This is a genomic window from Arthrobacter sp. ASL1, from assembly GCF_056680475.1.
Map to the genome: position 1 here is coordinate 3351468 of NZ_CM155284.1, position 25799 is coordinate 3377266.

Sequence of the window (25799 nt, forward strand, 5' to 3'; positions counted from 1 at the left end):
TGACGTGAGCGTAGAACAGAGCAAAACGTCCCAGCGGCTGATCATCCTGGGCGGCGGCCCCGGTGGCTATGAGGCGGCAATCGTGGCCGCGCAACTCGGCGCTGACGTGACCATCGTCGAGCGGCAGGGCATGGGCGGCTCGGCGGTGTTGACGGACGTCGTGCCCTCCAAGACCCTGATCGCCACCGCGGACGCCATGCGCCGGGTCAGCGGCGCACAGTCCTTCGGCGTGACCGTTGAGGGCAAGGCCGATGCCAGTGCCGACCTCGGTGTCGTGAACGCCCGCCTGATGGAGCTCGCCCGCGAACAATCGGCCGACATCCGCATCGGCCTCGAACGCGCCGGCGTGCGCGTCGTCCTGGGCGAGGGCCGCCTGCTCGACAACCGCCACATCGCCGTCACCGGCAACGACGGCAGCGAGGAGACCCTCGAAGCCGACGCCATCCTGCTCGCCCTGGGTGCCCATGCCCGCGAGCTGCCCACCGCGATGCCCGACGGCGAACGCATCTTCTCCTGGACCCAGGTCTACAACCTCCAGGAACTCCCCGAACACCTCATCGTCGTCGGTTCCGGCGTCACCGGCGCCGAATTTGCCTCTGCCTACAACATGCTCGGGACCCGCGTGACGCTGGTGTCCTCCCGCGATCGCGTCCTCCCCGGCGAGGACGCCGATGCGGCTGCCGTCTTGGAGGATGCGTTCGAGGCCAACGGGCTGGAGGTTGTGGCCAAGTCGCGTGCCCAGTCAGTGGACCGGACCGCGGACGGCGTGCGCGTCACCCTCTCCGATGGCCGGACCCTGGACGGCAGCCACTGCCTGGTGGCCGTTGGCGGCATCCCGAACACCGCGGGCATCGGCCTGGAGGAAGCCGGCATCGAACTCGCCGAATCCGGCCACATCAAAGTCGACGGCGTCTCGCGCACCACGGCGCCGAACGTCTACGCCGCCGGCGACTGCACCGGCGTCTTCGCGCTCGCCTCCGTGGCCGCCATGCAGGGTCGCATCGCGATTGCCCACCTCATGGGCGACGGGGTCCGCCCCCTGAAGACCCACGAGGTCTCGTCCAACATCTTCACCAGCCCCGAGATCGCCACGGTTGGCGTGACCGAGGCGCAGGTCAAGGAGGGGAAGTACCAGGGCGACATCATCAAGCTCGACCTGGCCACGAATGCCCGGGCGAAGATGATGAACGTCAAGGAGGGCTTCGTGAAGATCATCGCCCGCAGCGGCTCCGGCACGGTCATCGGCGGCGTCGTGGTCGCCCCGCGCGCCTCCGAGCTGATCTACCCCATCGCCCTGGCCGTGCAGAACCGGCTGCACGTGGACGACATGGCCCAGACCTTCACGGTGTACCCCTCGCTCTCGGGCTCGGTGTCCGAGGCGGCCCGCCGCCTGCACAAGCACCTGTAGCCGTTCGCCTCCCGCGGCCCCACGGGAGGCGAACATGACGCGTCTGTGACGCCTAGGTGCGTCCAGTATGTGGACACAATGAGGGACGGGTGGTCAAAAGTTCTAGTATTACTCGAAGTATTGATCACACGCGCACAAGAGGTGTCCTAATAGTGTCCAGTTTGCCCACCACCGCCGTTCCGAAGGCGAACACGCGAGGTCGCGTGATCTTCTCGAGCATGATCGGCACCACCGTGGAGTTCTACGACTTCTACGCCTATGCCACGGCCTCGGTCCTGGTCTTCCCGGCGTTGTTCTTCCCGAACGCCACCAACATCAACGCCATCCTCAGCTCCTTCGCGATCTTCGGCGTCGCCTTCGTCGCCCGCCCGCTGGGCTCGATCATCTTCGGCCACTTCGGCGACAAGATCGGCCGCAAGGGAACGCTCGTGGCGTCCCTGATGACCATGGGCATCGCAACCTTCCTCATCGGCTTCCTGCCGGCTGCCAGCGGCGGGTTCGTCGTCCTGGCACCGCTGCTCCTGGTGCTGCTGCGCTTCGCGCAGGGACTGGCCCTGGGCGGCGAATGGTCCGGTGCGGCGCTGCTGGCCACGGAGAACGCCCCGGCCAACAAGCGCGCCATCTACGGCACGTTCCCGCAGCTCGGAGCGCCGATCGGCTTCATCATCGCCAACCTGGTCTTCGTCGGCCTGCAGCTGGGGCTGAGCCCCGAGCAGTTCCAGCAGTGGGGCTGGCGCGTGCCGTTCATCCTCTCCGCCGTGCTGGTGGCCGTGGGCATCTACGTCCGACTGAAGCTGGTCGAATCCGTCTCCTTCCAGAACGTGATCAAGCAGGAGAAGGTCGTCAAGTCCCCGGTCAAGCAGACCTTCCGCTTCCACTGGCGGCCCGTCCTGGCCGGCACGATCATCATGTTCGCCACCTACGTGCTGTTCTACCTGATGACGTCCTTCACGCTGACCTACGGCACCTCCCCGGCCACCGTAGACCAGGCTCGGGCCGCCGCAGAAGCCAAGGGCAAGGTGTTCGACGCCGCCGCCGAGGCCGCGTTCGTGCCCGGATTGGGTGTGCCGCGCACCGAATTCCTGTGGATGCTGATCCTCGGCGTCGTGTTCTTCGGCATCTTCACCGTCATCTCCGGCCCGCTGGCCGAGAAGTTCGGCCGCCGCAAGTTCCTGCTGGGCGTCTCGTTCCTGATCCTTGTCTTCGGCGCGACCTGGACGCTGATGTTCGGACCCGGGACGGGAGCCGCCATGGTCGGGCTGATCATCGGGCTCTCTTTGATGGGGCTGACCTTCGGACCCATGGCCGCCTACCTGCCGGAGCTGTTCCCGGCCAACGTGCGCTATACCGGCTCCGCGGTCGCGTACAACCTCTCCTCGGTCATCGGCGCCGCACCGGCGTCGTTCGTGGCCATCGCCCTGTGGCAGGCAGGTGGGGGGAACACCATGTGGGTCGGTGTCTACCTGGCAGGCGCCGCCGCGCTGACGATCATCGCGCTGATCATGACCGGTGAAACCCGCGACCGGGACTTCGAGAACAACGTGGGCTGATAGCCCACCGGGCCCAGCCGAAAAGACATTGGCCTGCCACCCCGTCAGGGGAGGCAGGCCAATGCCGTATCGGGCGGGGGTCAGTCCTGGATGCTGGCCAGGACCGCCCCGGCCGAAACGGTGTCGCCGGCAACTGCGGTGAGACCCGTGATGGTTCCGGCACGGTGTGCGGTGAGCGGCTGTTCCATCTTCATGGCCTCCAGCACAACCACGAGGTCGCCCTCGGCGACCGTGTCCCCGTCCGCGACGGCGACCTTGACGATGGTGCCCTGCATGGGGGAGGTCAGGCTGTCGCCGGTGACGGCGGCGCCATTGCTGGAGCGGTTCGAGCGCTTCCGCTTGGCCTTGCCGTTGGACTTGCCGCCGGAGCGTGCGCCCAACCCGGCGGGCAGGACGACCTCGAGGCGCCGGCCGCCGACTTCGACGGTCACTGACTGGCGTTCATCGGTGGCCTCGGGCATGGCCCCGGAGGGGGTCCACGGTTCGATCGTGTTCTCGAATTCCGTCTCGATCCAGCGGGTGTGGACGCTGAAGGGCCCGGACGCCGGTACGAAGGCGGGGTCGGCCATGACGGCGCGGTGGAACGGGATGACCGTGGGCATGCCCTCAACGACCATCTCGCCCAGTGCGCGCCGGGCGCGAGCGGCCGCCTGGTCGCGGGTGGCCCCGGTGACGATCAGCTTGGCGATCATCGAATCGAAGTTGCCGGAGACGGATTCGCCCTGTTCGACCCCTGAATCGACGCGGACTCCGGGGCCGGTGGGCAAGCGGAGGGTGCTGATGGCCCCGGGGGCCGGCATGAAACCGCGTCCGGCGTCCTCGCCATTAATGCGGAACTCGAAGGAGTGCCCGCGCAGTTCGGGGTCTCCGTAGCCCAGTTCCTCGCCCCGAGCGATGCGGAACTGCTCGCGGACCAGATCGATCCCGGAGATCTCCTCGGAGACGGTGTGCTCCACCTGGAGCCGGGTGTTCACCTCGAGGAAGGATATGACGCCGTCGGTGCCCACGAGGAACTCGCAGGTTCCCGCACCGACGTACCCTGCTTCGCGCAGGATGGCCTTGGACGACTCGTACAGGCGGCGGACCTGGTCCTCGGACAGGAACGGAGCCGGCGCCTCCTCGACGAGTTTCTGGTTGCGACGCTGCAGCGAGCAGTCACGGGTCGAGATGATGGATATGTTGCCGTGCGCGTCGGCCAGGCACTGCGTTTCGACGTGGCGGGGGGAGTCCAGGAAGCGTTCGATGAAGCATTCGCCCCGGCCGAAGGCCGCCGTGGCCTCCCGGACGGCCGACTCGTACATCTCGGGGATCTCATCGCGGGAGCGCACGACCTTGATGCCGCGGCCACCGCCGCCGTAGGCGGCCTTGATCGCCAGGGGGAGCCCGTGGTGGTCGGCGAATTCCAGGACCTCCTGCGTGGAACGCACCGGCTCCTTCGTGCCGGGCACCAGCGGCGCGCCGACCTTGGTGGCGATGTGCCGCGCCTGGACCTTGTCGCCGAGCTGGGCAATGGCGCTGGGCGGCGGTCCGATCCAGGTCAGGCCGGCGTCGATTACCCGTTGGGCGAAGTCGGCGTTCTCGGAGAGGAAGCCGTATCCGGGGTGGACGGCGTCGGCCCCCGAGGCGGCAGCCGCCTCGAGGATCTTGTCCATGACCAGGTAGGACTCCGCGGCATTTTGGCCGCCGAGTGCGAAGGCCTCGTCGGCCAGGCGGACATGTAGCGCCTCGCGGTCGGGCTCTGCGTAGACGGCGACGGAGGCGATGCCCTCGTCGCGGGCCGCGCGGATGACGCGGACGGCGATCTCGCCACGGTTGGCGATGAGGACCTTGGTCAGCTGGGGCATGGCAGGTAGAACTCCTTCACTTTGCTGTTTGGAGCCTACCCGCGCTTGTGGATTGTGTACGTAATTCCACGCCAGTCCCCGGGAGTCCGGCAGCGATTTTTGTAGGGGTCCTACAAAACCGGCGGTGGCATGGATTCGTTGGCGATCTCGCGCAAGGCCCCGAGGTGCTGCTCCCAGGTCGTGCGGCCCAGGGGAGTCAGCGCGAACCAGGTGCGTGGGCGCTTGCCCACGAACCCCTTGCGGATCCTGACGATGCCCGCAACCTCGAGCTGGGAGGCCTGCCGGCTGAGGACCGAGTCGCTGATCTGGAGGTGGTCCCGGACGACGGCGAACTCCGACTCGTCGGTGCCGGCGATGGCGGCGACGAGCGAAAAGCGCACGGGATGGGACAGCTGGTCCGAGAGCTTCAGCCGTGGATGGTCGTCGTGGTCTTCCTGCCCGGACGTCCCGCCAGTCATGCCCGGGCCTCGAGCCATGCGCCGGTCGCCGAGTTGACGGTGATGGCCGCCGCGATCAGGACCGCGAACCAGAGCTGGCCCGTGAACACCGTGCTGGCCAACAGGATGCCAATGACCCATAGGGCTGCCCAGATCATCATGAACGTCATCCACCGGCGCCCGAAGCCGCGCTTGGTCGACCGGCCGAAAACGATCATGAAGACCATGAAGATGCCGAGCCAGATGAGCATCGCGATCATGGGCAGCGCCACCAATGACTCGTCGAACCTGCCCACGAACCAGAACGCCAGCATGCTCAGCGAAGTGATCGCGCCCAGCCCGAGCAGCATGGCGATGTGCGGCCAGCCAGCCGCGGCGCGGGCCGCCGACTCGAGGCGGCCGGCTTCGTTCAGCAGGTCGCGGGCGGCCTGGGCGGAGGGGCGTGGCTGTTCCTGTTCCATGATTAGGTTCCACTTTGCGCGACGGGTCGGCGATCCACGGATTTGCTGGCTGCCGCGGATGTCGATGACCAGATGACCCCGAGGAGGACGGCCGTGCTGCTGGCCATCACCGTCAGCTGCGGCTTGCCCATGACGAGGCCGGTGATGAACAGGGCCGCCATGCAGGCGATGCCCAGAACGTAGCCGGTCCACGCGTAACGCTGGCCGTTGGATCGGGTGGAAACCTGGTGCGCGTGCATGCCGGCTCCTGGGGACGGGTGTGGTGCCGGCGGATCCGGCTACCTGGTCACTCCAGTCTAGAAAGTACTTTCCAATACCGCAAGTACTTTCTGGAACGATTTACCAGACTCAGACCCACACGTCCATGATCGACAGCCCGGCCGAGGACAGCAGGGCCCGCAAGGTGCTGACCGATAGGCCGACCACCGCGTGCGGGTCACCCTCCACGCTGGTGATGAACGCCGAACCGCGGCCGTCAATGGTGAAGCCGCCGGCACAGGGCAGCGGTTCGCCGGTGGCGACGTAGGCCTCGATCTCCGCGTCGCTGACGTCCTCGAAGGTGACCGAGGCGGAGGACACCGCGCCCAGCGTGGCCCCGGTGCCGCCGTCGTCCGCATCCGTGCTGCGATTGTCCACCAGCCAGTGCCCGGTGTGCAGGATGCCGGTGCGCCCACGCATGGACTGCCAGCGTTCGATGGCGACCTCGGGAGTGTACGGCTTGCCGTAGGGGACGCCGTCGAGTTCGAACACCGAATCGCAGCCGAGCACCACCGCGCCGTCGGCGGCATCGAGGGCCGCCACCGCCTCCGCCTTGGTGCGGGCCAGCAGCAGGGCCATGGTGGGAGGGTCCAGCTCGCCGCCCAGTCGTTCGGTGGCCTCGGTGACGGCGGCATCCTCGTCGACCTCCGAGACGATGGCCTCGAAGCCGATGCCCGCATCCGCGAGGATCCGTGCCCGCCCCGGTGATTGGGAGGCCAGGACCAGCAGCGGCAGGTCCTCATCGGGGGAGGAACCGATGGCGTGGGCTTCGAGGACTGTGGGCATGGGGTCGTTGACGCTCATGCCACTACCGTAGTGTGTCCTGTCGTTCCTCCGGATCGTGGGCCTCCCCGAACGGGAACCACGCGTTGGTGTCGTCGGTGGCATCGTCTGCCGCGGCGTGCGCAGCCTCGTGGCCACCGCCGCCCTCGCCATCACCGTTCCCGCCACCGTCGCCGCCGTTGCCGTCCGGTCCCCCGGACCCGGGGCCGGGGCCGCTGCCCTGTCCGCCTGCGGATCCGGCGGCTCCGGCGGCTCCGCCGGTGGACAGGGCAGCGATCTTCGAGCCCTCGACGTCGACATCGGGCAGGATCCGGTCCAGCCACTTCGGGATGTACCAGGCGTGGCGGCCCAGCAGGTGCATGATCGCTGGGGTGATGGTCATGCGGACCACGAACGCGTCCAGGATCACGCCGATCGCCAGCGAGAAGCCAATCGCCCGGATCATCGTCAGGTGGGAGAAGATGAAGCCGGCGAACACACTGGTCATGATCAGCGCCGCAGCGGTGACCACGGGCGCCGAATGGGCGAACCCGGAGCGGACCGCGGCACGGGGTTTCTCGCCGTGGGCAAACGATTCGCGCATGCCCGAAACGAGGAACACCTGGTAGTCCATGGCGAGACCGAACAAGATGCCGGTGAGCAGGATGGGCAGGAAGCTCATGATCGGGCCCGGTGTCTCCACGCCGAACACCCCCGAGAGCCAACCCCACTGGTAGACCGCGACCGTGGCGCCGAACGCCGCGACGAGCGAGAGCAGGAAGCCTGCGGTGGCCAGCAGCGGCACGATGACCGAGCGGAAGACCAGCAAGAGCAACACCAGCGATAGTCCGACGACGATGCCCAGGTACAGCGGCACCACCTCCGAGATGCGTTCGGAGACATCGATCTGCGCCGTCACCTGGCCGGTGAGGGCCAGATGCGCGCCGGTCTCGGCCTCGATCTGCGGTGAGGCATTGCGGATGTCGGTGACGACCTGTTCGGTGGCCTGGCTGGCCGGGCCGTCCTGCGGCACGATCTGCAGCACGCCCAGGGTGTGGGCGTCATTGGTGCCCACCGGTACGGCGGCGACGACGCCGTTGATGTCGCGCAGTTGGTCGGCGATGTCCAGGGTCTTGACCTCGGCCTGTTGGGCATCCAGACCGGCCGGCAGGTCCGCCACGGCGATGATCGGGCCGTTGTAGCCGGCACCGAATTTCTCGCTGATCAGGTCATAGGCCTGGTGCGCGCTGGAGTCGACCGGCTCGGCGCTGCCGTCGGGCAGGGCGGTGCGCAGTTGCAGCGCCGGCAGCGCCATGATGCCCAGCAGCAGGACGCCGACCATGCCCATGAGGATCGGGCGCTTGGTGACGAAGGCTCCCCAACCGCGGTTGCCGGCGGCATTGGGATGTGCCGCTGAGTCGGTGCTGGCCGCGGCCGCTGCCGAGAGCGTGCCGGCAGAGGAGCCGTCCGTCTCCGTGGCGGTTGCGGCCTTGCGCCAGGCCCGCTTGCTCACGAGCCGGGTCCCGATGATGCCCAGCAGGGCCGGGGTCAGGGTGATGGCGATCAGGACGGCCATGGCGACCGTGAACGCCGCAGATAGTCCGAGCACCGAGAGGAACGGCAGCCCCGGGACGGCCAGCGCCGAGAGGGCGATAATGACGGTCAGGCCGGCGAAGACCACGGCGTTGCCGCTGGTGCCGGTCGCCCGGCCGAGGGATTCCTCCATGTCCATGCCGTCCAGCAGCTGCCGGCGGTGGCGGTGCACGATGAACAACGAGTAGTCGATGCCCACCGCCAGCCCCAGCATCAGGGCCAGTGCCGGGGTGATGGAGGCCATCTCGATGACGCTGGACAGGGCCAGCGTACCGCCCACACCGGCGCCGACGCCGAGCACGGCCATCACCAGCGGCAGGCCGGAGGCGACAAGCGTTCCGAGCATGACGAAGAGCACGACGGCGGCGATCACCAGGCCGATGATCTCCGCGGAACCGAAGATGGAGGAGATGTCCTGGACGATGTCCTTGGAGTAGTCGACCTTGAGGCCGGTGGACGTGGCGGCACCGGCGATGTCCTGGATCTTCTGCCGGACCTCGGGTGTCAGGGCATCGGCCGAACCGACGAAACTGACGTTGACCGCCGCGGTGGTCCCGTCCTTCGAGACGAAGCGCATGCCCTGCGTCGACTGGGCCTTGCGCTCGCCGAGCGCCAGGTCTTTCTGGCCGTCCTCGAGTTTCTGCTCGGCATCCTTCAGCTTCTGCTCCGCCGCGGGCAGCTTGGCCTGCGCGGCCTTGAGCTCCTTCTCCCCGGCATCGAGCTTGGCCCGGTTCTCATCGATCTGCTGCTGGCCGGCGTCCAGCTTGGCCTCGTTCGCCGCGACGTCGCGCTCTCCGGCCTTGACCTTGGCCTGGCCGGCGGAGAGCTGGGCCGACCCGGAATCGAGCTTCTTCTCGCTGGCGGCGATCTCCGCCCACCCCGCGTCCAGCTTCTTCTGGGAGGCGGCCAGCTTCTTCTCGCCCGCGGCGAGATCCTGTTTCTTGGCAGCCAGGGTCCGCTGGCCCTGTTCTACCTGAGCGGCACTGGAGTCCAGCTGCTTCTTGGAAGCGTTGAGTTTCTTCACCCCAGCGGAGGCCTGGTCGAGCCCGGTCTGCTGTTTCGCCAGGTCTGCCCGGGCCGCGTCGATCTGCTGCTGGGTCATCTGCGCGCCGGGGTCGTTGTCTTCCAGTCGCTGTTGCGCGTTATCCAGGACCGCTGCGCTGTCATCGATCTGCTGCTGTCCGGCGGCAATCGCGCCGGGAACCTTGGACAGCGAGGAGACGCCGAACTGATCGGCGAGCTGGGCCGCCCCGACCTCATACTGCTTCTGGCCGGTGGTGATCTTCTGTTCGTTGGCCTGCAGGTCCTTCTCGGCCGCCGCGAGCTGTGACTTGCCCGAGGCGATTTCGGCGGCGCCGTCGTCGTGCTGCTGTTGTCCCTGGGCGAGCTGGTTCTTGGCCGCCTGGAGTTTCTGCCGGCCATCGGCGAGTTCCGCGCTGGGAGCTGCCAGTTCCTGCCTGCCCTGGGCGAGCTGGGCCTTGCCGTCGGCGAGCTGGGCGCGGCCATCGTCGATCTTGGCCTGGGCCTTCTTCAGCTCGGCGCGCCCGTCCGCGATCTTCTGCTGGTTCGCGGCGATCTCGTCCTTGCCATCGGCCAGCTGCTGCCTGCCGTCCTCGAGCTTCTGGCGTCCGTCGGCGAGCTCCTGGTTGGCCTTCTTGACCTGGACGGCCGCGTCGTCGAGCTGGGCTTGCGTGGTGAAGGGGTTGGACGCCTCGCGGACGTCCTTGAGGCCCTCGAGCTCGTCGAGCGAGGTGCCGATGGCCTTCTTCTGCACGGAGGTGAAGCGCGAGCCGTCGGCGGTCTGGTAGACGATCGAGCCGCTACCGCCGGAGAATTCCGGCATCTCGGCCTTCAGCTTGTCCAGGGCGCGCTGCGTCTCGGTGCCGGGGATGGAGAAGCTGTTGACCAGGGTGCCCATGAAGGCGCCAGCGGAGGCGCCGATGGCCAGCAGGGCGACGAGCCATGCGGAGACAAAGACCCAGCGGCGGCGGTAGGCCAGGCGGCCGAGCTTGTAGAGGAAGGTGGCCACGGATCAGGCCTCTCGGGTCGTGGCCGGTGCGGCCGAAACGGTCAGGGTGGGGAAACCGTCGCGCAGCTGCGCCAACGCTGAGGTCAAGTGGTCCTGCAGGACGGCCAGGGAGGCGTCGCTCAGGTCGCCTTGGGAGGTCTGGAACCAGTGGTCGACGGCGGCCCGGCCGGCGCCGATGATCGAGTTGGCGAACACCGAGGCGGTCAGCGCGTCGGTGCCGGGCAGCCGGGAAACGATGGCCTCGACGAGCCGCCCGGCGCAGTCGTTCCAGGATTCGAGCTGCAGCCGGTCCAGCTGGGGGCTGGTGTGCGAGGCGGCCACCAGTTCGGCAACCGGGGCGAGCAGGCTGCGGTCGGCCAGGCCGTTGAGCGCATTGACGGCCGCCGACATGATGGGCAACTCACGTGGCTGGACCTCGAAGATCTGCAGGACGTGCTCGACGAACGCCTCGATCGGTCCGTTCAGGGCCGATTCGAGGGTGGGGAAGTAGTTGAAGAAGGTCCGGCGCGAAACGCCTGCTGCCTCGGCGACCCGGTCGGCGGTGACGGCTTCGAGCCCCTCGGCGCGCAACAGGTCGAAGGCGGCGTCGACGATGGCCGTGCGCGTGGCGGTCTTGTTGATCTCGCGGCGCGACGGGGCGATGGAAGGCGTCTCAGGGGAGGGGCTCACCCTTATTACACTACGTGCAACTTTGCACGCTGTGCAAATTGACGCATTGCGGAACGTGGTAGAGGAACCAAAACGTCTAGGCTATATAGCATAAACGTTGTACGATGGAGGCATGTGGGACATCGACGCCGAACTTGTCGAAGACTGGTTGTTCAACTTGGACCAGTCGTCTTACGAGCAGGTCGTCGCGGGGCTGGAACTGATTGCCGAGCGAGGTCCGAATCTGGGGAGGCCCTTGGTGGACTCGATAGTCGGTTCTCGACATAAGAACATGAAAGAACTGCGTCCCGGTTCGAGTGGTCGGACTGAATTGAGGGTCTTGTTCGCTTTCGATTCCGCGCGGAAGGCGATTCTTCTGGTGGCAGGAGACAAGTCGGGTGATTGGAAGAAATGGTACTCAAAAAACATCCCGGTGGCCGACGAGCGTTTTGACGCGCATCAAGTGAAAATGAAGAGGAGATGACGGCAGTGGATCTGCGGGAAATCTTGGAAAATCGGCCGGTCGACCGGGACAGCGTAGATGCGCACAAGCATCGGATGCTTGAAGAGGTTCGTGCCTACCGATTGCGCGAACTGCGTGAGCTGTCGGAGCTGACCCAGGTTGAATTGGCTCAACGGCTAAAGCTGAGCCAGAATCGGGTCTCCCGGATAGAGCACGGCGACATCGAACGCGCGCAAGTCGATACGTTGCGGCGGTATGTCGAAGCCATTGGCGGGGAACTCAGAGTGGAGGTCGAGTTTGGGGATGAGCGTATCCAGATCGCCTAACCGTTCAGAAATGTGGCAGTCTTCGTGCAGCCTGCAAGTACGTCGCGGATGAGGGTGGATCGGACGACGAGGAAACGTGAACGGTCCCATGCTGCATCACAGCATGGGACCGTTCACGCCTGACTATGCGGGAGTTAGCTCCCGACGGGCTCCCCGATCGCCGTTTCACGTTCGGTGGCCGCGGCCTCGTCCTGGGCCGCGGCGAACTCGTCGGCGAACGGGTTGCCGTTGCGCGGTGCGTTGTAGAGCTCGTGGTTCAGGATGCCCTCGCGCTTCGCAACGATCACCGGAACCAGCGCCTGGCCGGCGACGTTGACCGCCGTGCGGCCCATGTCGATGATCGGGTCGACGGCCAGCAACAGGCCCACGCCGGCCAGCGGCAAGCCCAGCGTGGACAGCGTCAAGGTCAGCATCACGACGGCACCGGTGGTCCCGGCCGTCGCGGCCGAACCCAGCACGGAGACGATCGCGATCAGGATGTACTGGGTGACATCGAGCTGGATGCCGAAGAACTGGGCGACGAAGATCGCGGCCACCGCCGGGTAGATCGCGGCGCAGCCGTCCATCTTGGTGGTCGCGCCCAGGGGCACGGCGAACGAGGCGTAGCCGCGCGGCACCCCGAGGTTGCGCTCGGTGACCCGCTGGGTCAGCGGCAGCGTGCCGATGGAGGAGCGGGAGACGAAGCCCAGCTGCACGGCCGGCCAGACGCCGGAGTAGTAGGAGCGGACGTTCAGCCCGTGGGAGCGGATGAGGATCGGGTAGACCACGAAGAGCACCAGCGCGAGGCCGACGTAGATCGCGACGACGAACTTGCCCAGTGCGCCGATGGTGTCCCAGCCGTAGGAGGCGGTCGCGTTGCCGATCAGGCCCACGGTGCCCAGCGGGGCCAGGCGGATGATCCACCAGAGGATCTTCTGGATGATGGAGAGCAGTGAGGCGCTGAGGTCCAGGAACGGCTTGGCGGCGGAGCCGATCTTCAAGGCGGCGACGCCGACGGCGACGGCGATGACCAGGATCTGCAGTACGTTGAAGCTCACGCTCGTGTCAGCAACACCGTCGGTGATCTTCGTGCTGGCCCCCAAGCCCAGGAAGTTCTGCGGGATGAGCCCGGTGAGGAAGGCCCACCAGTCGCCGGTCTTGCCGGTGTAGTCATCCGGGGTGCCCTGGCCGGTGTTGGCCCCGGGCTGGAAGATGGTGCCCAGTCCCATGCCGATCAGCACGGCGATCAGGGCGGTGATGCCGAACCAGAGGATGGTCCGCCACGCCAGCCGGGCGGCGTTGGTGACCTGCGCCAGGTTCGCGATCGATGCGACGACGGCGAAGAAGATCAGCGGGATGACCGCCGCGCGCAGCAGCGAGACGTAGCTGGACCCGATCGTGTCCAGCGTAGCGCCGAGCGCGTTCGGGGCGTCCTCGGTGCTGCCGGTGTACTTGGCGACCAGGCCCAGGACGACACCGAGGATGAGGCCGGCGACGATCTGCGGCCCGAAGGCGGTGGCCCAGCGGGGCAGTTTACGGTGGGGTGCGGTTGATGTGCTCACCGGACGACGGTAGGGCGGAAACATACACCGGGGGGAGTCGTTGTTGCGCTTTATGACGCGCCGGTGTCGCGGCCACCCTGGAGGGTCTGCCCTGCATCCCTTGGGAGACAAGGCATGCGCGGATCCATTCCCTGTCACACTGTGGCCCATCTCTCGTCCCCGGGTCGTCGCCGAACCCGGCGATACGGATGCCGGGCCCAACCATGGACGGTCCCCGTGCACGGGTGCATAGTTGACTTGAGGAGGCTGCACCATGCGATGCCATCGGGGTTCCCGCATCCGTCTGCCTTCGCCCACGCTCCGGGTGCGCTGCCGGAGGAGCGGTCCGGGGAAGGCGGTGTCCGATGATCCTCGTGTATGCCGGAGTCCAGGCTGACTTGCCGGGCCGGAGCGAACGCCGGCTTCCTCCCGAGGGGGAGGACCGACTGAGCCTCCGAATCCGGCGCCTGCTGCTCAACCGTCCGCCGCGTTTGGTCATGGGTGCGCTGGCATCGGGCGGCGACATCATCATCGCCGAAGCCGCCCTAGCCGAGGCGGTGCCGGTGCGGGTCGTGTTGCCTTTCGACGTACCCACTTTCGAAACCTACAGCCTCCTCGCCCATGGGGCTGAGTGGGTTGCGCGGTTCCACACGGTGCTCGCAGCCACCGGTCCACCGACGACCGGCCGTATGGATCCGGAAGACCCCGGGGTGTTCTTAAACCACAACCTCACCTTGGTGCGGCGTGCCTTGGCGTCGGCTGCCGCGTTGGAATCCGTGGAGGCGCTGGTGATCCGGCCGAAGGGCCTCGGCTCAGGCGGAGTCACCGATGACTTCGTCGACCACTGCCGGGCCCTGTCCATTCCCGTGCATGGCATCGATCCCGGGATATCCGGGCCAGACCGGTCTGCTTATTCGGAGTCGATCACGTCCAGTTCTGCGGACAGGAAGCCGGAAACGAGCCGGAACAACACCGGGAGGAAATCATGTCTACGGTAGGGGAACAGGGACAGCGAGGCGGAGACGCTCCGCCCTCAGGTCTGCCGGAACCACAGGATCCTCGCGACGCGCAAGACGTGTTGTGGCAGATCTTCAGCACCCACTTCAGCTGGTATGACCGCGCGGCATCCCGGGCCCGCTGGTCATATCAGGGGATCAAGGTCCTTTCCATCGCCAGTGGTGCATCAGTCACGGTGCTGGCCGCGCTGGCGGCGCCTCCTGCCTTCACCGCCCTCGTCGGGGCATTGATCATCTTCTTTGAGGGGTTGCAACAAGTCGGGCAATTCCACGCCAAGTGGTTGAACTACCGTTCGACCTCCGAACGCATGCGCAAGGAGGGTATCCTGTTTGCGGCCGGTGCCGGCCGCTACACCGAGCCGAAGCGACGCCGGGAAGTGCTGGCGGGCTTTCTCGAAGAGGCGTTGAGCACCGAAAATACGGCATGGTCGGAATCGGCCGGCCAAGGCGCCGAGCAACCCAAGGGCTGATTCCCATGCCCGAGTCGATTTTCATCAGCTACCGGCGGGCAACCTCGGGCGGAAGCGCAGGTCGGCTCTACGACACCCTCGCGGCCCACTTCGGCGACGAACACGTCTTTCTGGACGTCGATTCCATCGAACCCGGCGAGGAATTCGCGGCGGTGCTGTCCGAGACCCTGTCCCTGTGCCGGGCGGTCCTCGTCGTCATCGACCCCGCGTGGCTGGACGTCGCGACCAGCTCGGGTAACAGGAGGCTGGACGACCCCTCGGACTTCGTCAGGATAGAAATCGAACAGTCGCTCGCTGCGGGGGTCATGGTGTTCCCCGTGCTCGTGGGCGGGGCTCCCATGCCCGAGGCCGGGTCCCTACCGGCCTCGATGCGCGCGCTGGCCGGCAAACAAGCCGTGGAGATCAGTCCGTCTCGCTATTCCTATGACGCCGGGAGATTGATCACCGCACTCGAAGAGACCATCGGCCGGACGAGCCGCCGGCGCTGGAGCACCTTCCGGGCAAGGTGGAAACGGCAGCGGTGGACCAGGTGGCGGCCCCTCGCCGCTGTCGGCGCGGCCCTGGTCCTGGGCATCGTCGCCGTCATCATGTTCTCCCCGCGGGCCGGGCCCTCCGCCTGGGAACCGCTGCCCGATGCCCCGGTCGCCTTGGAAGGTGCGGGGGTGGCCGCGCACCAGGGGCAGCTGTGGGTCGTCGGAGGAGTATCCGGCCTCAGCGATCGGGCCCTGTTGGGGGCAGTGCACGTTTACGATCCGGAGACGGCAACCTGGAGCCCCGGCCCCACATTGCCGGCACCAGTGGCCTTCGCTTCGTTGGTCTCGACGGGTGAGACGCTGTTCCTCGTCGGAGGCCAGGCCAGCCAGGGGGCCATCCGCTCGACCCTGCGCCTTGACGATGGAGCTGCGGAATGGACGGTGGACGCGCCACTCCCGGCTGGCCGCGAAGCGGGCGCGGCGGCTTGGGATGGCAGCAGGATCATCTACGCCGGTGGTGTCGGCACCGACCATGCCGCGACGGATACGGTTTTCGCCTTGGAGAACGGTCGATGGACGGAGATCGGACCGCTCTCAACGCCCCGCGAAAAGGCAGCTGCCGTCAGTGACGCGTTCGGTACCGTATGGATTATCGGGGGCAGGGACCGACACGCAGCTGTTGCGGCCTTTGGAGACGTGGACATCGTCCAGGTGGACCGAACGGTACGGGGTCAAGCCATAGAGCCCGTCCACAGTGCCGCAGGCGCCTGGGTTCCGGGTTCCGGCCCGTGTGCCATCGCCGGTGACACTGGATCCGGCGTCACCGCGGGGGTGCAATGCCTGGACGGCCCCTCGGCACTCCCGACACTGCCTCAACCACGCGCCGGGTTGGGGGCTGCGGTATTGGGGCGGGATGTCTACGTGATGGGAGGCTACGGCGATGGTCAGCACGGGAGCGCTGGGTTGCACGTCTTCCATACCGGCGACTGAGGGCCGAACCAGCGGCCAGGGCCGGGGGCCCCAGGCAGGCGGCCAGGCTCAGCAACGTCCAGGCGAGAGCAGCGGGGGAGGCCGGACCGCCATTGGTGCGCCCGACACTACCGAAAACCGCAGCCAGAACTAGGCCTGAGGACAGCAACGAAGCCCACATCAGGTGTGGAAAGAAGGTCAGGAGCGAGTCATTGCTGCGCAGGTTGCCCTTGCCTGTGACAACGTAGTGGGTCGAGCGGCGAAACAGTGCCGACAGGGCAGCGGCAGCATAGACGGGAGCCGTAACGAGCGTCGTCAGCCACGGCACCACGATGGAGACCCGGCGTTCGCCCGGATGCAGGTACCAGCGCTTCATCCAATGGAAGACCAATAGCCAGCTGGACACCACCAGGCACCAGAGGGCCAAGAGCAGGGTCCCGCCGCCATCGACTCCAGGCGTGCCTCCGATTCCCAGCAGGTAGGCGAGCGATGCGCAGGATCCCAGGATCCAGACGATCCCTACACTCGGGTAGAACGATTGGAGGAACGCATAGGCCAGTCGTTGCCGACGATCCAGCCGACGGCGAAGGGGCCGGCCGGCACCCAGGAGGATGTGCCAGATTCCCACGGCCCAACGAGCCTGCTGCCTGAAGAAGTCGGTCCAGGTCGACGGCCCCTCTCCGACGGCGAGGATGTCCGGGGTGTAGACCCCGACCCAGCGGCGGCCGGTGCGAGAATTCGTAGCGGCCTGGACGGCCATTCCGGTCAAATGGTCCTCGATAATGGAATCCTGGTAGCCCCCGATCTGGTTCCATGCTTTCACCCGGTACACGTGGTTGGTTCCGATCAGCAGCGGCGCACCCAAGCCGTTCCCTCCCCGCTGGATGACGCCCGTGAAGAGGTAGCCTTGGGACGCCGCAGCCCGGGCGACACGGCTGGAACCGGTATTGCCGTAAACCTGTGGGGCCACGACGAAAGCCACATCGGGATCGCGGAAGTAGCCCACGGTGCGCTGCAGGAACTGCTGGACCGGAACATGGTCCGGGTCCAACTGCGCGACGACGTCGTAGGCCCCTCCATGCACATTGCGCCAGGCGTTGTGGTTTCCCGCCTTGGTGCCCGCCCGGAACATCCCCGACGCGGTGTTGTATTCCGGCAGTCCATGCCTGCTGAAGTGCCTGACGCCGAGGGACGCAGCGACGGCACGCACCGCGGGATCGTCTTCCTCGTCAAGGATCCAGACGTCCACCGAACCGTCGTACTCGATGGCCCGCATGGCACGCAGGGTGTCGGCCACGAGCTCCACGGGCTCCCGGGAGGGGACGATCGTGGTCACGACCGCCACCCGCAATCCGGCGACCGGGGCCAGGGGGACCGGATCCGTGGCGTTTGCCGCGAAGATGACGACCCCGAGGACCTGCATCGACCGAACCATCTCGGAGAAAACGACCAGGGCCCATGCCCCCCAGCCCACCAGCCCGCCGTCGGCACGCAGGGTCAGGGCCGTCGCCAGGGCGATGAACGCCGTCACCGCGACCAGCTGGAAACCGAACATGGATCCGAGCGCGGCGCGGTCCCGGCGGTTGGCGAGGGCGCGGAAGGCGATCCGCTGCAGGTGCGTGGTCGCGGGCCCGGCGAGCGAGGCGAAACCGGTGTAGTCCCGTGCTGCCGCGCCCGTCATGCCGATACCGCCCCGAAGTGATCTGCCCGGTTCCCGGGACCCGGAGTTTCGGCCCCTGTGCCTTCACCGTGCCCCGAGCGGCATTACCGCAGCATTACTGGTCTTAGCCGGCGGGCAGCAGCGCCCGGCGCAGTGTGTCCAGTCCCACCGAGCCCATGTTCAACGCCTGGGTGTGGAAGGCGCGCAGGTCGAACCCGTCGCCCTCGGCCTCGCGGCGGGCGTCGCGGATCTGCTCCCACAGGCGCTGCCCCACCTTGTAGGACGGTGCCTGGCCCGGCCAGCCGAGGTAGCGGGTGAACTCGAACTTCCGCTGGCCCTCGGAGATGTCCAGGTGCTTGGAGAGGAAGTCGTACCCCTTCTCCGGGGTCCACGGACCCGAGCCCCAGCGTTCGGGCATGTCCAGTTCCAGGTGCACGCCGATGTCGAACACGACGCGGGCCGCGCGCATGCGCTGCATGTCCAGCATGCCCATATGGTCGCCCGGATCGGCGAGGTAGCCCAGGTCCAGCATCAGGCGTTCGGCGTAGAGCGCCCAGCCCTCGCCGTGGCCGGAGACCCAGCAGGCGTTGCGGCGCCAGTTGTTCAGCGTGTCCTTGCGGTAGGTGGCGGTGCCGACCTGCAGGTGGTGGCCCGGGACGCCCTCGTGGTAGACCGTCGTGGTCTCCGCCCAGGTGGTGAACTCGTCCTCGCCGGCCGGTACGGACCACCACATGCGTCCGGGGCGGGTGAAGTCGTCCGAGGGGCCGGTGTAGTAGATGCCGCCCTCCTGGGTGGGGGCGATCATGCACTCGAGCCGGCGCATGGTGTCGGGGATGTCGAAGTGCACCCCGGCCAGTTCGGCGACGGCGCGGTCGGCCTTCTCCTGCATCCAGGCCTTCAGCGCCTCGGTGCCCTTGAGCTGGCGGTCCGTGTCGGCGTTGAGGATCTCCTTGGCCGCGGCAATTGAGGCACCGGCCTTGACCTGGTCGGCAACCTGTTCCTGTTCGGCGATCAGCCGGTCCAATTCGGCCACACCCCACGCGTAGGTTTCGTCCAGGTCGACCGCGGCACCGATGAAGCGGCGCGAGCACAGGGAATAGTACTCCCGGCCCACGGCGTCCTTCTCCGGGGCCGCGGGCAGCAGCTCGGCTTCCAGGAAGTCGGCCAGCCGGGTGTACGCGGCGGCCGCGTCGGCGGCGTTCGCCGTCAATTCCTGGCGCAGCGCGTCGTCGAGGTCGCCCTCGGTGGGGCTGGCGTTGGCTGCCAGGGACGTGAAGAAACCACCCTCCTTGGCGTAGTCGCGGGCCTGTTCGACGACGATGCGCACCTGGCGCTGCGCGGCGACGTGGCCCTCGTCCCGGCTCTTGCGCAGCGAGGCGACATAGCCGTCGAGGGCCGCACCGACGTTGGCCAGGCGGCCGGCGATGTGTCCCCACTGCTCAGCGGTGTCGGTGGGCATCAGGTCGAAGATCGCCCGGATCTCCTGCGCGGAGCAGGCGATGTTGTTCAGCTCGGTGATGCCGGTGGCGTGCAGCTCCAGATCCAGGCCGAGACGCTCGCGCATGGCGTCCAGGGTGATCGCGTCGACGTCGTCTACCGGCTCCAGGCCCTCCAACGCGTCGAGAGTTTCGCGCGCCGCGGCGCCGTAGGCGTCCTGGCCTGCGGGGGAGTAGTCCGAGTACTCGGTCTCGTGGCCGGGGATGCCGAGTGAGGTGGCGAAATCCGGGGCGAGCTCGAGCAGGCGGTCGAAGAAGCGGTCGGCGACGGCGTCGATGGCGCTCGGGGTCCGGGGGGCAGCAGATGCGGCGTTGGTCATAGTGACCAGACTAGCCGCTTGTGAAGCCCTTGCTGAAGGGTTTGCGGTGGGGAATTTTCGCGGCTTAGAAACGGCCGCTGCGCCAGGCCCCGGGATGGCCGGAGAGCCGGCGGCGGTGCCTGGCTTGGCTGCGCAGCGAATCGCGGCGGGAGCCGGTGGTCTCGGCCGCCGCGTCGTCGCCGCTGGAGCTCCCCTCGCCCGACAGCACGGCCAGGACGGCGGCCAGTGCCGCCACCTCCTCGGCGTCGGGGTTGCCGCGCATGACGCGGAACAGCTCCGGCGAGTTGCCCGCGGAGTGGGCATCGCCGTCGTGCAGGGTCTTGTCGGTGCCCCGGATCGCCTGGTCGCCGGTCACAGCGGGATGTTCCCGTGCTTCTTGGCCGGCAGCGAGGCGTGCTTGTCGCGCAGGGCGCGCAGGCCGCGGACGATCTGGGTGCGGGTGTCGGCGGGGGCGATGACCGCGTCGATGTAGCCCAGCTCGGCGGCCTGGTAGGGGTTGAGCAGCTCGGCCTCGTAGCCCTCGATGATCTCGTTGCGGCGGGCCTCGACGTCCCCGCCTTCGGCGGCGATGGATGCCAGGTCGCGGCGGTAGAGGATGTTGACCGCGCCCTGGGCGCCCATGACGCCGATCTGCGCGGTGGGCCAGGCCAGGTTCAGGTCGGCGCCGAGCTTCTTGGAGCCCATGACGATGTAGGCGCCGCCGTAGGCCTTGCGGGTGATGACGGTCAGCTTCGGCACGGTGGCCTCGGCGTAGGCGAAGAGCAGCTTAGCGCCGCGGCGGATGATGCCCTGGAACTCCTGGTCCTTGCCGGGCAGGAACCCCGGGACATCGACGAGGGTCAGGATCGGGATGCCGAAGGCATCGCAATGGCGCACGAAGCGGGCTGCCTTCTCCGAGGCGGCGATGTCCAGGGTGCCGGCGAACTGCAGCGGCTGGTTGGCCACGATGCCGACGCTGCGGCCCTCGACGCGGGCGTAGCCGATCATCACGTTGGGCGCGTAGAGCGACTGCATCTCCAGGAAGGCGCCGTCGTCGACGATGTTCCCGATGACCGTGCGCATGTCATAGGGCTGGTTGGCCGAGTCGGGGATCAGCGCGTCGAGCTCGAGGTCCGCTGAGGTGACCTCCAGCTCCTCCTCGAACTCCGTGGCCGGGGCCTCGGTGAGGTTGTTCGAGGGCAGGTAGTCCAGCAGTTCCTTGACGAAGTCGATCGCGTCGGATTCGTCGGAGGCCAGGTAGGTGGCCGTGCCGGTGTTGGCGTTGTGCTGCCGGGCGCCGCCGAGGGTTTCCATGTCGACTTCCTCGCCGGTGACCGTCTTGATGACGTCGGGGCCGGTGATGAACATGTGGCTGGTCTTGTCCACCATGACGATGAAGTCGGTCAGGGCGGGGGAGTAGGCCGCGCCGCCGGCACAGGGGCCGAGGATGACGGAGATCTGCGGGACGACGCCGGAGGCGTGGACGTTGTTGCGGAAGATGTCGGCGAACATCGCCAGCGAGGCGACGCCTTCCTGGATGCGGGCGCCGCCGCCGTCGTTGATGCCGACGACCGGGCAGCCGTTGCGCAGCGCAAACTCCTGGACCTTGACGATCTTCTCGCCGTTGACCTTGCTCAGCGAGCCGCCGTAGACGGTGAAGTCCTGCGAGTAGACGGCCACGAGCCGGCCGTCGACCGTGCCGTGGCCGGAGACGACGCCGTCACCGAGGGGGTGCTTGGCGTCCATGCCGAAGGCGGTGGTGCGGTGCACGGCCAGGGCGTCGAATTCGATGAACGAGCCCGGATCCAGCAGCAGCTCGATGCGCTCGCGCGCAGTGTTCTTGCCGCGGGCGTGCTGCTTTTCGATGGCGGCCGGGCCGGAGGGGGCCTGCGACAGCGACTGCCGGCGCCGGAAGTCGGCGATCTTACCCGCGGTGGTGGACACGTCGATCTGCTCGTCCGGGTCCTGGAGGCCGGTCTCGCTCATGCGGGAGACTCCCGTCTGCTTGAAAATAGTAGGAATGGCACAACCAACGTGCCCGCATGGCCAGTCTAATGACGCGCGGTGCCGGGTTGGCTGTAGGAACCCTACAAAGTCGCCCGGTCCAGATCAGCGGGATACAGGCACGAAAACCTTGTTACTGACGGGTAACATTTGGTGGAATCTTCCCGTAGGCTGGTTCCATGACCGAGTCTCCAGCACCCCAGAACCCTTCCGGCGACGCCGCCGGGTCCCGTCCCTTCGCCGGGCGCACCGTCCTGATGAGCGGTGGGAGCCGCGGCATCGGGCTGGCCATCGCGTTGCAGTTGGCCGCCGGGGGCGCGAACATCGCGCTGATGGCGAAGACGGCTACGGCGCATCCCTCGCTGGAGGGGACGGTCTACACGGCGGCCGAGCAGATCCGTTCCTACGGCGTCGGCGCGCTGCCGATCGTGGGGGATGTGCGCAACGACGCGGACGTCCAGGGCGCCGTCGAGGCGACCGTGGCCGAATTCGGCGGCATCGACATCGTGGTCAACAACGCCTCGGCCATCGACCTGTCCACCACGGATGCCGTGTCGATGAAGCGCTACGACCTGATGCAGGACATCAACGTCCGCGGCACCTTCCTGCTCTCCAAGCTGAGCCTGGATGCCCTACGTGCCTCCGACAACGCCCACATCCTCACCCTGTCCCCGCCACTGAACCTGGATCCGAAGTGGGCCGGCGCCAACCTGGCCTACACGATGGCCAAGTACGGGATGTCCCTGACCACGCTGGGCCTGGCCGAGGAACTGCGCGGTGACGGCATCGCCGTGAACTCGCTGTGGCCGGCAACGATCATCAACACCGCGGCCATCCGCAACCTGCCCGGCGGCGAGAAGATCGTCGGTGGGGCGCGCAAGGACTCGATCGTCTCCGACGCGGCCGCCGTCATCCTGGCCCGCCCGGCAGCCGAATGCACCGGCAACTTCTTCATCGACGAGGACGTCCTGCGCGGCGAGGGGGTCACCGATTTCAGCGGCTACAGCATGGGGGCTCCGGAGGGCCAGCTGGTTCCCGACATGTTCCTCTGAGGCCGAATGCGCGTCTCTCACGTTGGATACCGTGGGCCGGCTGCGCCGCTGCAGGCGGGGACGTCGAGCCGTCGACGGGGCCGGGCACCACTGAACACGGTGCGGCCGACCCGGACCGCTGCCGTGACCGGCCGACGGTCGCCATGCAGGGTATGAGAGTCCGGCTAGGCTTGAATCCATGACCGACCCCGCAGCACTGCGCGCCCCGCTGGATGCCACCGCCTTGCGCCGCGACCTCGTCGAACCGGGGACCATCCGCCGGCTGGACGTCGTCGAATCCACCGGGTCCACCAATACCGACCTGGCCGCGGCATTCACCGCCGGTCCAGGGGATTGGCCGGAGATCAGCGTGCTGGCCACCGACTTCCAATCGGCAGGGCGTGGACGCCTTGAAAGGTCCTGGCAGGCACCGCCGCGCAGTTCACTGGCGGTCAGCATTCTCTTGCGTCCGACCCCCGGCGGGGCTCCGGCACCTGAGGACGCCTACGGCTGGCTGTCCATGTTGTGTGCGACCGCCCTGGCCACGGCCCTGCGCGAGACCGCCGGGGTGCCGGCCGAACTGAAGTGGCCCAACGATGTGATCGTCGCGGGCCGCAAGGTCGCCGGGGTGCTGGCGCAGCTGGTCCCGGCAGCCGACGGGCCTCCGGCCGTCGTCGTCGGATGCGGGGTCAACGTCACGCTCGCGCGCGACGAACTGCCAGTGCCCACTGCCACCTCGCTGCTGCTCGAGGAAGCCGCCACGGTGGACACCACGGTGCTGCTGAGCGCCTACCTGCGCGAGGTGGCCCGCCTCTACTCCGGTTTCCTGCGGGCCGGGGGCCGGGCCCACGAACCGATCGACGGCGGTGCGGGCCTGCGTGAACGGGTCGCCGCGACCATGGCCACCCTCGGTGCGCCGGTCCGGGCGGAACTACCGGGAGGGAGCACCCTGGAGGGCACCGCCGTCGGGCTGGAATCCGACGGGGCATTGAGCGTGCGGACCGCCGACGGCACGACCACGGCCGTCCGCGCCGGCGACGTGGTGCACCTGCGCCGCACGGACGGCCGCTACGCCTGAGGCCCGGGGCAGCGGCCCCACGGTCACGCCTAGAATCGATGAGGACCAAGTGAAAGGACACGATGAGGCTGCGGCTGGCGGATGACGAGTGGGTGATCATCAAGACCCGTGCGCACCGCCGTGTCCTGAACCGTCCCGCCGTCGTCTTCATCGTCGTCGCGGCCCTGACCGCATTCGCCATGGGAACGCTCACCCGCCAGGACCTGCCGCAGGCGGTGTTGGACACCGTGCCGCTGTTGCGGGTTGTGGTCCCGATCGTTGCCGCGGTCCTGGTGCTGGCATGGTGCGTGATCCCGCTGCTCCGCTGGCGCCGGACCGTCGTTTTCCTGACCAACCAGCGCATCGTCGTGCGGCGCGGCGTCACGGCGAAGAACCAATGGGAGCTGCCGCTGGTGTTCGTACGGACCCTGCGCACCAGCCAGAAACTGCTCGAACGCGGCAGCGGCTCCGGCGCACTCGTGCTCGATACCTCCCATGGGCCGGTGAGACTGCCCCATCTGCCGCGGGTGGACCGCGTCCGGGCGCTGGTCGTGGGGGCCATTGAGCATTTACCCAGATCCATCGGGTTCGATGGTGTAGATATTGGTACAGAGGAACGCGTGGATGGGATCGGACATGGATGATGGGCAAGCAGCCGGTGAGCAGGGAGCGGAGAACCCCGCAACCCCCGGCCAGGAGCCCACACCACGGACCGCAGCGCTGCCGATCGTGAACCCCGCGTCGTCCACCGGGACCGCGGAATCCGATGCTGCCGACCGGAACCTGCTCGCCGCCCCGGAGCCGCCGCGTACCAGCACCGGGTCGCTGCCCGAACTCAGCCCCGACGCCGGCCCGGAAACCCGTGCCCTGCCGCTGGCCCAGGCGCTTGAGCGCGAGAAGGTCAAGGAATCGGCGCAGGACCTGGAGATGCTGCTGCTGGGGGCCAAGCGCACCATGCGCCGCCGCGACGTGGCCGCCGCCGCCGGCATCTCCCTGCTCAGCGCCCGCAAACTCTGGCGGGCCCTCGGATTCCCGAACCTGGGCGACGACGACGTCGCCTTCACCGAGAACGACCTCGAAGCACTGCAAACCATCCTCGGCAACGTCCGCTCCTCCAACCTGACCGAAGAGGCCGCCGTCTCGATCACGCGCTCCATCGGCCAGATGACCGACCGCATGGTCGTCTGGCAGATCGAGGCACTCGTCGAGGACATGGTCCAGAACCAGGGCATCAGCGACCCCGAAGCCCGCCGTCGGCTGGTCGACCGCCTCCCGGACCTGATCGACCCACTGGAGAAGCTGCTCGTCTACTCGTGGCGCCGGCAGCTCAACTCCGCCGTCCACCGTCTCGGCGTCCGTGCCGAATCCGGGCTGGCCTCCAGCGAACCCGGCCGCGACGGCAGTGAGGACGACGCCCCGCTGCCCCTGGCCCGCGCCGTCGGATTCGCCGACCTGGTCTCCTACACCTCCCTCTCGCGACGCATGAACGAGCGCACGCTGGCGCAGATGGTGCAGCGCTTCGAGAACAAGTGCGCCGAGATCATCTCCATCGGCGGCGGACGACTGGTCAAGACCATTGGCGACGAGGTCCTGTTCATCGCGGAGACGCCGCAGGCCGGCGCCCAGATCTCGCTCGCCCTGGCCACCGAGTTCGCCAACGACGACTTCCTGCCCAAAGCCCGCGTCTCCGTCGTCTGGGGGCGCATCCTCTCCCGCCTGGGCGATGTGTACGGTCCCACCGTCAACCTCGCCTCCCGCCTGACGGCGCTCGCCGACCCCGGCACCGTCTGGACCGACTCGGTCACCGCCGGCACCCTCGAGGGCGACAAGCGCTTCGTGCTGTCCCCGCAGCCGACAACGCAGGTGCGCGGATTCGGTGACATCAACCCCGTCGTCCTCTCCATGGGTGAGGGCGAGGGGCTCATCCTCGACTAGCCCGGGGGACGTCCTCTCCCTCCCGGGCATTTCATCCATCCCATAGACTGGGTTTCGGCCGGTTCTGCGTCCCGTTGGGGGGCACGGAAG

At 67.7% G+C, this 25799-nt stretch carries 22 protein-coding genes and 1 pseudogene; 11 read left to right on the forward strand and 12 right to left on the reverse strand.

The annotated features are described in order from the left end of the window. Positions 1–4: 4 nt before the first annotated feature. Together AC1MEQ_RS15875 and AC1MEQ_RS15880 are read left to right on the forward strand one after the other, a co-directional pair. Positions 5–1408 carry an NAD(P)H-quinone dehydrogenase gene (locus tag AC1MEQ_RS15875; RefSeq protein ID WP_479792058.1) on the forward strand — a complete coding sequence of 468 codons (1404 nt, stop codon included), beginning with the start codon at positions 5–7 and terminating at the stop codon, positions 1406–1408. A gap of 218 nt (positions 1409–1626) precedes the next feature. After that, positions 1627–2958, forward strand: a complete 1332-nt coding sequence (locus tag AC1MEQ_RS15880) for an MFS transporter (protein WP_479792060.1) — start codon at positions 1627–1629, stop codon at positions 2956–2958. An 80-nt stretch (positions 2959–3038) separates the two neighbouring features. Here the strand turns inward: AC1MEQ_RS15880 and AC1MEQ_RS15885 are convergent, their stop codons facing one another. The 7 genes from AC1MEQ_RS15885 to AC1MEQ_RS15915 form a co-directional block, all read right to left on the reverse strand. Next, positions 3039–4802 carry an acetyl/propionyl/methylcrotonyl-CoA carboxylase subunit alpha gene (locus tag AC1MEQ_RS15885; RefSeq protein WP_479792062.1) on the reverse strand — a complete coding sequence of 588 codons (1764 nt, stop codon included), beginning with the start codon at positions 4800–4802 and terminating at the stop codon, positions 3039–3041. A gap of 110 nt (positions 4803–4912) precedes the next feature. Further along, positions 4913–5260 (reverse strand): winged helix-turn-helix domain-containing protein, encoded by a 348-nt coding sequence (locus AC1MEQ_RS15890; protein ID WP_479792065.1) that lies wholly within the window; start codon positions 5258–5260, stop codon positions 4913–4915. Further along, positions 5257–5700: a hypothetical protein gene (locus AC1MEQ_RS15895; RefSeq protein WP_479792067.1), complete on the reverse strand. Its 444-nt coding sequence runs from the start codon at positions 5698–5700 to the stop codon at positions 5257–5259. The genes AC1MEQ_RS15890 and AC1MEQ_RS15895 overlap by 4 nt, the downstream gene beginning before the upstream one ends. A gap of 2 nt (positions 5701–5702) precedes the next feature. Further along, on the reverse strand, positions 5703–5939 hold the full coding sequence (locus AC1MEQ_RS15900) for a hypothetical protein (protein WP_479792069.1): 237 nt from the start codon (positions 5937–5939) through the stop codon (positions 5703–5705). Positions 5940–6048: 109 nt separating this feature from the next. Continuing rightward, positions 6049–6693 (reverse strand): Maf family protein, encoded by a 645-nt coding sequence (locus tag AC1MEQ_RS15905; protein WP_479796158.1) that lies wholly within the window; start codon positions 6691–6693, stop codon positions 6049–6051. A gap of 73 nt (positions 6694–6766) precedes the next feature. After that, the gene (locus AC1MEQ_RS15910; RefSeq protein WP_479792071.1) at positions 6767–10342 is read right to left on the reverse strand and encodes an MMPL family transporter; all 3576 of its coding nucleotides are present in this window, start codon (positions 10340–10342) and stop codon (positions 6767–6769) included. Positions 10343–10345: 3 nt separating this feature from the next. After that, positions 10346–11011, reverse strand: a complete 666-nt coding sequence (locus AC1MEQ_RS15915) for a TetR family transcriptional regulator (protein ID WP_479792073.1) — start codon at positions 11009–11011, stop codon at positions 10346–10348. A gap of 112 nt (positions 11012–11123) precedes the next feature. On the opposite strand from AC1MEQ_RS15915, the gene AC1MEQ_RS15920 reads away from it, so the two are divergent. Further along, positions 11124–11474: a type II toxin-antitoxin system RelE/ParE family toxin gene (locus tag AC1MEQ_RS15920; protein WP_479792074.1), complete on the forward strand. Its 351-nt coding sequence runs from the start codon at positions 11124–11126 to the stop codon at positions 11472–11474. Continuing rightward, entirely contained in the window at positions 11471–11779 is a 309-nt protein-coding gene (locus AC1MEQ_RS15925; RefSeq protein ID WP_479792077.1) for a helix-turn-helix domain-containing protein, read from the forward strand. The genes AC1MEQ_RS15920 and AC1MEQ_RS15925 overlap by 4 nt, the downstream gene beginning before the upstream one ends. A gap of 134 nt (positions 11780–11913) precedes the next feature. Here the strand turns inward: AC1MEQ_RS15925 and AC1MEQ_RS15930 are convergent, their stop codons facing one another. Beyond that, on the reverse strand, positions 11914–13320 hold the full coding sequence (locus tag AC1MEQ_RS15930; RefSeq protein WP_479792079.1) for a dicarboxylate/amino acid:cation symporter: 1407 nt from the start codon (positions 13318–13320) through the stop codon (positions 11914–11916). A gap of 344 nt (positions 13321–13664) precedes the next feature. Here AC1MEQ_RS15930 and AC1MEQ_RS15935 point away from each other — a divergent pair, with 344 nt between their 5' ends. From AC1MEQ_RS15935 to AC1MEQ_RS15945, 3 genes are all read left to right on the forward strand, one after another. Continuing rightward, entirely contained in the window at positions 13665–14297 is a 633-nt protein-coding gene (locus AC1MEQ_RS15935; RefSeq protein ID WP_479792081.1) for a hypothetical protein, read from the forward strand. Positions 14298–14374: 77 nt separating this feature from the next. Next, positions 14375–14785, forward strand: a complete 411-nt coding sequence (locus AC1MEQ_RS15940; RefSeq protein ID WP_479792083.1) for a DUF4231 domain-containing protein — start codon at positions 14375–14377, stop codon at positions 14783–14785. Positions 14786–14790: 5 nt separating this feature from the next. Continuing rightward, positions 14791–16248 carry a TIR domain-containing protein gene (locus AC1MEQ_RS15945; protein ID WP_479792085.1) on the forward strand — a complete coding sequence of 486 codons (1458 nt, stop codon included), beginning with the start codon at positions 14791–14793 and terminating at the stop codon, positions 16246–16248. Positions 16249–16717: 469 nt separating this feature from the next. Here AC1MEQ_RS15945 and AC1MEQ_RS15950 read toward each other — a convergent pair. From AC1MEQ_RS15950 to AC1MEQ_RS15965, 4 genes and pseudogenes are all read right to left on the reverse strand, one after another. Further along, positions 16718–17908 (reverse strand): annotated as a pseudogene (locus tag AC1MEQ_RS15950) (glycosyltransferase family 2 protein); the annotation flags it as partial. Between the two features lie 103 nt (positions 17909–18011). After that, on the reverse strand, positions 18012–19703 hold the full coding sequence (locus AC1MEQ_RS15955; protein WP_479792087.1) for a DUF885 domain-containing protein: 1692 nt from the start codon (positions 19701–19703) through the stop codon (positions 18012–18014). A 64-nt stretch (positions 19704–19767) separates the two neighbouring features. Further along, positions 19768–20058: an acyl-CoA carboxylase epsilon subunit gene (locus tag AC1MEQ_RS15960; protein WP_479792088.1), complete on the reverse strand. Its 291-nt coding sequence runs from the start codon at positions 20056–20058 to the stop codon at positions 19768–19770. Beyond that, positions 20055–21668, reverse strand: coding sequence for an acyl-CoA carboxylase subunit beta (locus tag AC1MEQ_RS15965; RefSeq protein WP_479792090.1), 1614 nt, complete (start codon positions 21666–21668; stop codon positions 20055–20057). The genes AC1MEQ_RS15960 and AC1MEQ_RS15965 overlap by 4 nt, the downstream gene beginning before the upstream one ends. A 197-nt stretch (positions 21669–21865) precedes the next feature. Between AC1MEQ_RS15965 and AC1MEQ_RS15970 the strand changes: the two genes are divergently transcribed. The 4 genes from AC1MEQ_RS15970 to AC1MEQ_RS15985 all read left to right on the forward strand — a co-directional run bounded on the left by AC1MEQ_RS15970 (position 21866) and on the right by AC1MEQ_RS15985 (position 25709). Further along, a complete protein-coding gene (locus AC1MEQ_RS15970; RefSeq protein WP_479792092.1) occupies positions 21866–22738 on the forward strand; it encodes an SDR family oxidoreductase in 873 nt (290 codons plus the stop codon). Between the two features lie 178 nt (positions 22739–22916). After that, the gene (locus tag AC1MEQ_RS15975; protein ID WP_479792093.1) at positions 22917–23795 is read left to right on the forward strand and encodes a biotin--[acetyl-CoA-carboxylase] ligase; all 879 of its coding nucleotides are present in this window, start codon (positions 22917–22919) and stop codon (positions 23793–23795) included. Positions 23796–23857: 62 nt separating this feature from the next. Continuing rightward, positions 23858–24418, forward strand: a complete 561-nt coding sequence (locus AC1MEQ_RS15980) for a PH domain-containing protein (protein ID WP_479792094.1) — start codon at positions 23858–23860, stop codon at positions 24416–24418. Then, the gene (locus tag AC1MEQ_RS15985; protein WP_479792095.1) at positions 24411–25709 is read left to right on the forward strand and encodes an adenylate/guanylate cyclase domain-containing protein; all 1299 of its coding nucleotides are present in this window, start codon (positions 24411–24413) and stop codon (positions 25707–25709) included. The genes AC1MEQ_RS15980 and AC1MEQ_RS15985 overlap by 8 nt, the downstream gene beginning before the upstream one ends. The last annotated feature ends 90 nt before the right edge of the window (positions 25710–25799 follow it).

Excerpts from the sequence above, each read along its gene's own strand:
- AC1MEQ_RS15900 (WP_479792069.1), bottom strand. The coding sequence starts at position 5,939 with ATGCACGCGCACCAGGTTTCCACCCGATCCAACGGCCAGCGTTACGCG.
- AC1MEQ_RS15945 (WP_479792085.1), top strand. The coding sequence starts at position 14,791 with ATGCCCGAGTCGATTTTCATCAGCTACCGGCGGGCAACCTCGGGCGGA.
- AC1MEQ_RS15885 (WP_479792062.1), bottom strand. The coding sequence starts at position 4,802 with ATGCCCCAGCTGACCAAGGTCCTCATCGCCAACCGTGGCGAGATCGCC.
- AC1MEQ_RS15935 (WP_479792081.1), top strand. The coding sequence starts at position 13,665 with ATGATCCTCGTGTATGCCGGAGTCCAGGCTGACTTGCCGGGCCGGAGC.
- AC1MEQ_RS15980 (WP_479792094.1), top strand. The coding sequence starts at position 23,858 with ATGAGGCTGCGGCTGGCGGATGACGAGTGGGTGATCATCAAGACCCGT.
- AC1MEQ_RS15920 (WP_479792074.1), top strand. The coding sequence starts at position 11,124 with ATGTGGGACATCGACGCCGAACTTGTCGAAGACTGGTTGTTCAACTTG.
- AC1MEQ_RS15895 (WP_479792067.1), bottom strand. The coding sequence starts at position 5,700 with ATGGAACAGGAACAGCCACGCCCCTCCGCCCAGGCCGCCCGCGACCTG.
- AC1MEQ_RS15985 (WP_479792095.1), top strand. The coding sequence starts at position 24,411 with ATGGATGATGGGCAAGCAGCCGGTGAGCAGGGAGCGGAGAACCCCGCA.
- AC1MEQ_RS15970 (WP_479792092.1), top strand. The coding sequence starts at position 21,866 with ATGACCGAGTCTCCAGCACCCCAGAACCCTTCCGGCGACGCCGCCGGG.
- AC1MEQ_RS15975 (WP_479792093.1), top strand. The coding sequence starts at position 22,917 with ATGACCGACCCCGCAGCACTGCGCGCCCCGCTGGATGCCACCGCCTTG.
- AC1MEQ_RS15965 (WP_479792090.1), bottom strand. The coding sequence starts at position 21,668 with ATGAGCGAGACCGGCCTCCAGGACCCGGACGAGCAGATCGACGTGTCC.
- AC1MEQ_RS15890 (WP_479792065.1), bottom strand. The coding sequence starts at position 5,260 with ATGACTGGCGGGACGTCCGGGCAGGAAGACCACGACGACCATCCACGG.
- AC1MEQ_RS15955 (WP_479792087.1), bottom strand. The coding sequence starts at position 19,703 with ATGACCAACGCCGCATCTGCTGCCCCCCGGACCCCGAGCGCCATCGAC.
- AC1MEQ_RS15925 (WP_479792077.1), top strand. The coding sequence starts at position 11,471 with ATGACGGCAGTGGATCTGCGGGAAATCTTGGAAAATCGGCCGGTCGAC.
- AC1MEQ_RS15880 (WP_479792060.1), top strand. The coding sequence starts at position 1,627 with ATGATCGGCACCACCGTGGAGTTCTACGACTTCTACGCCTATGCCACG.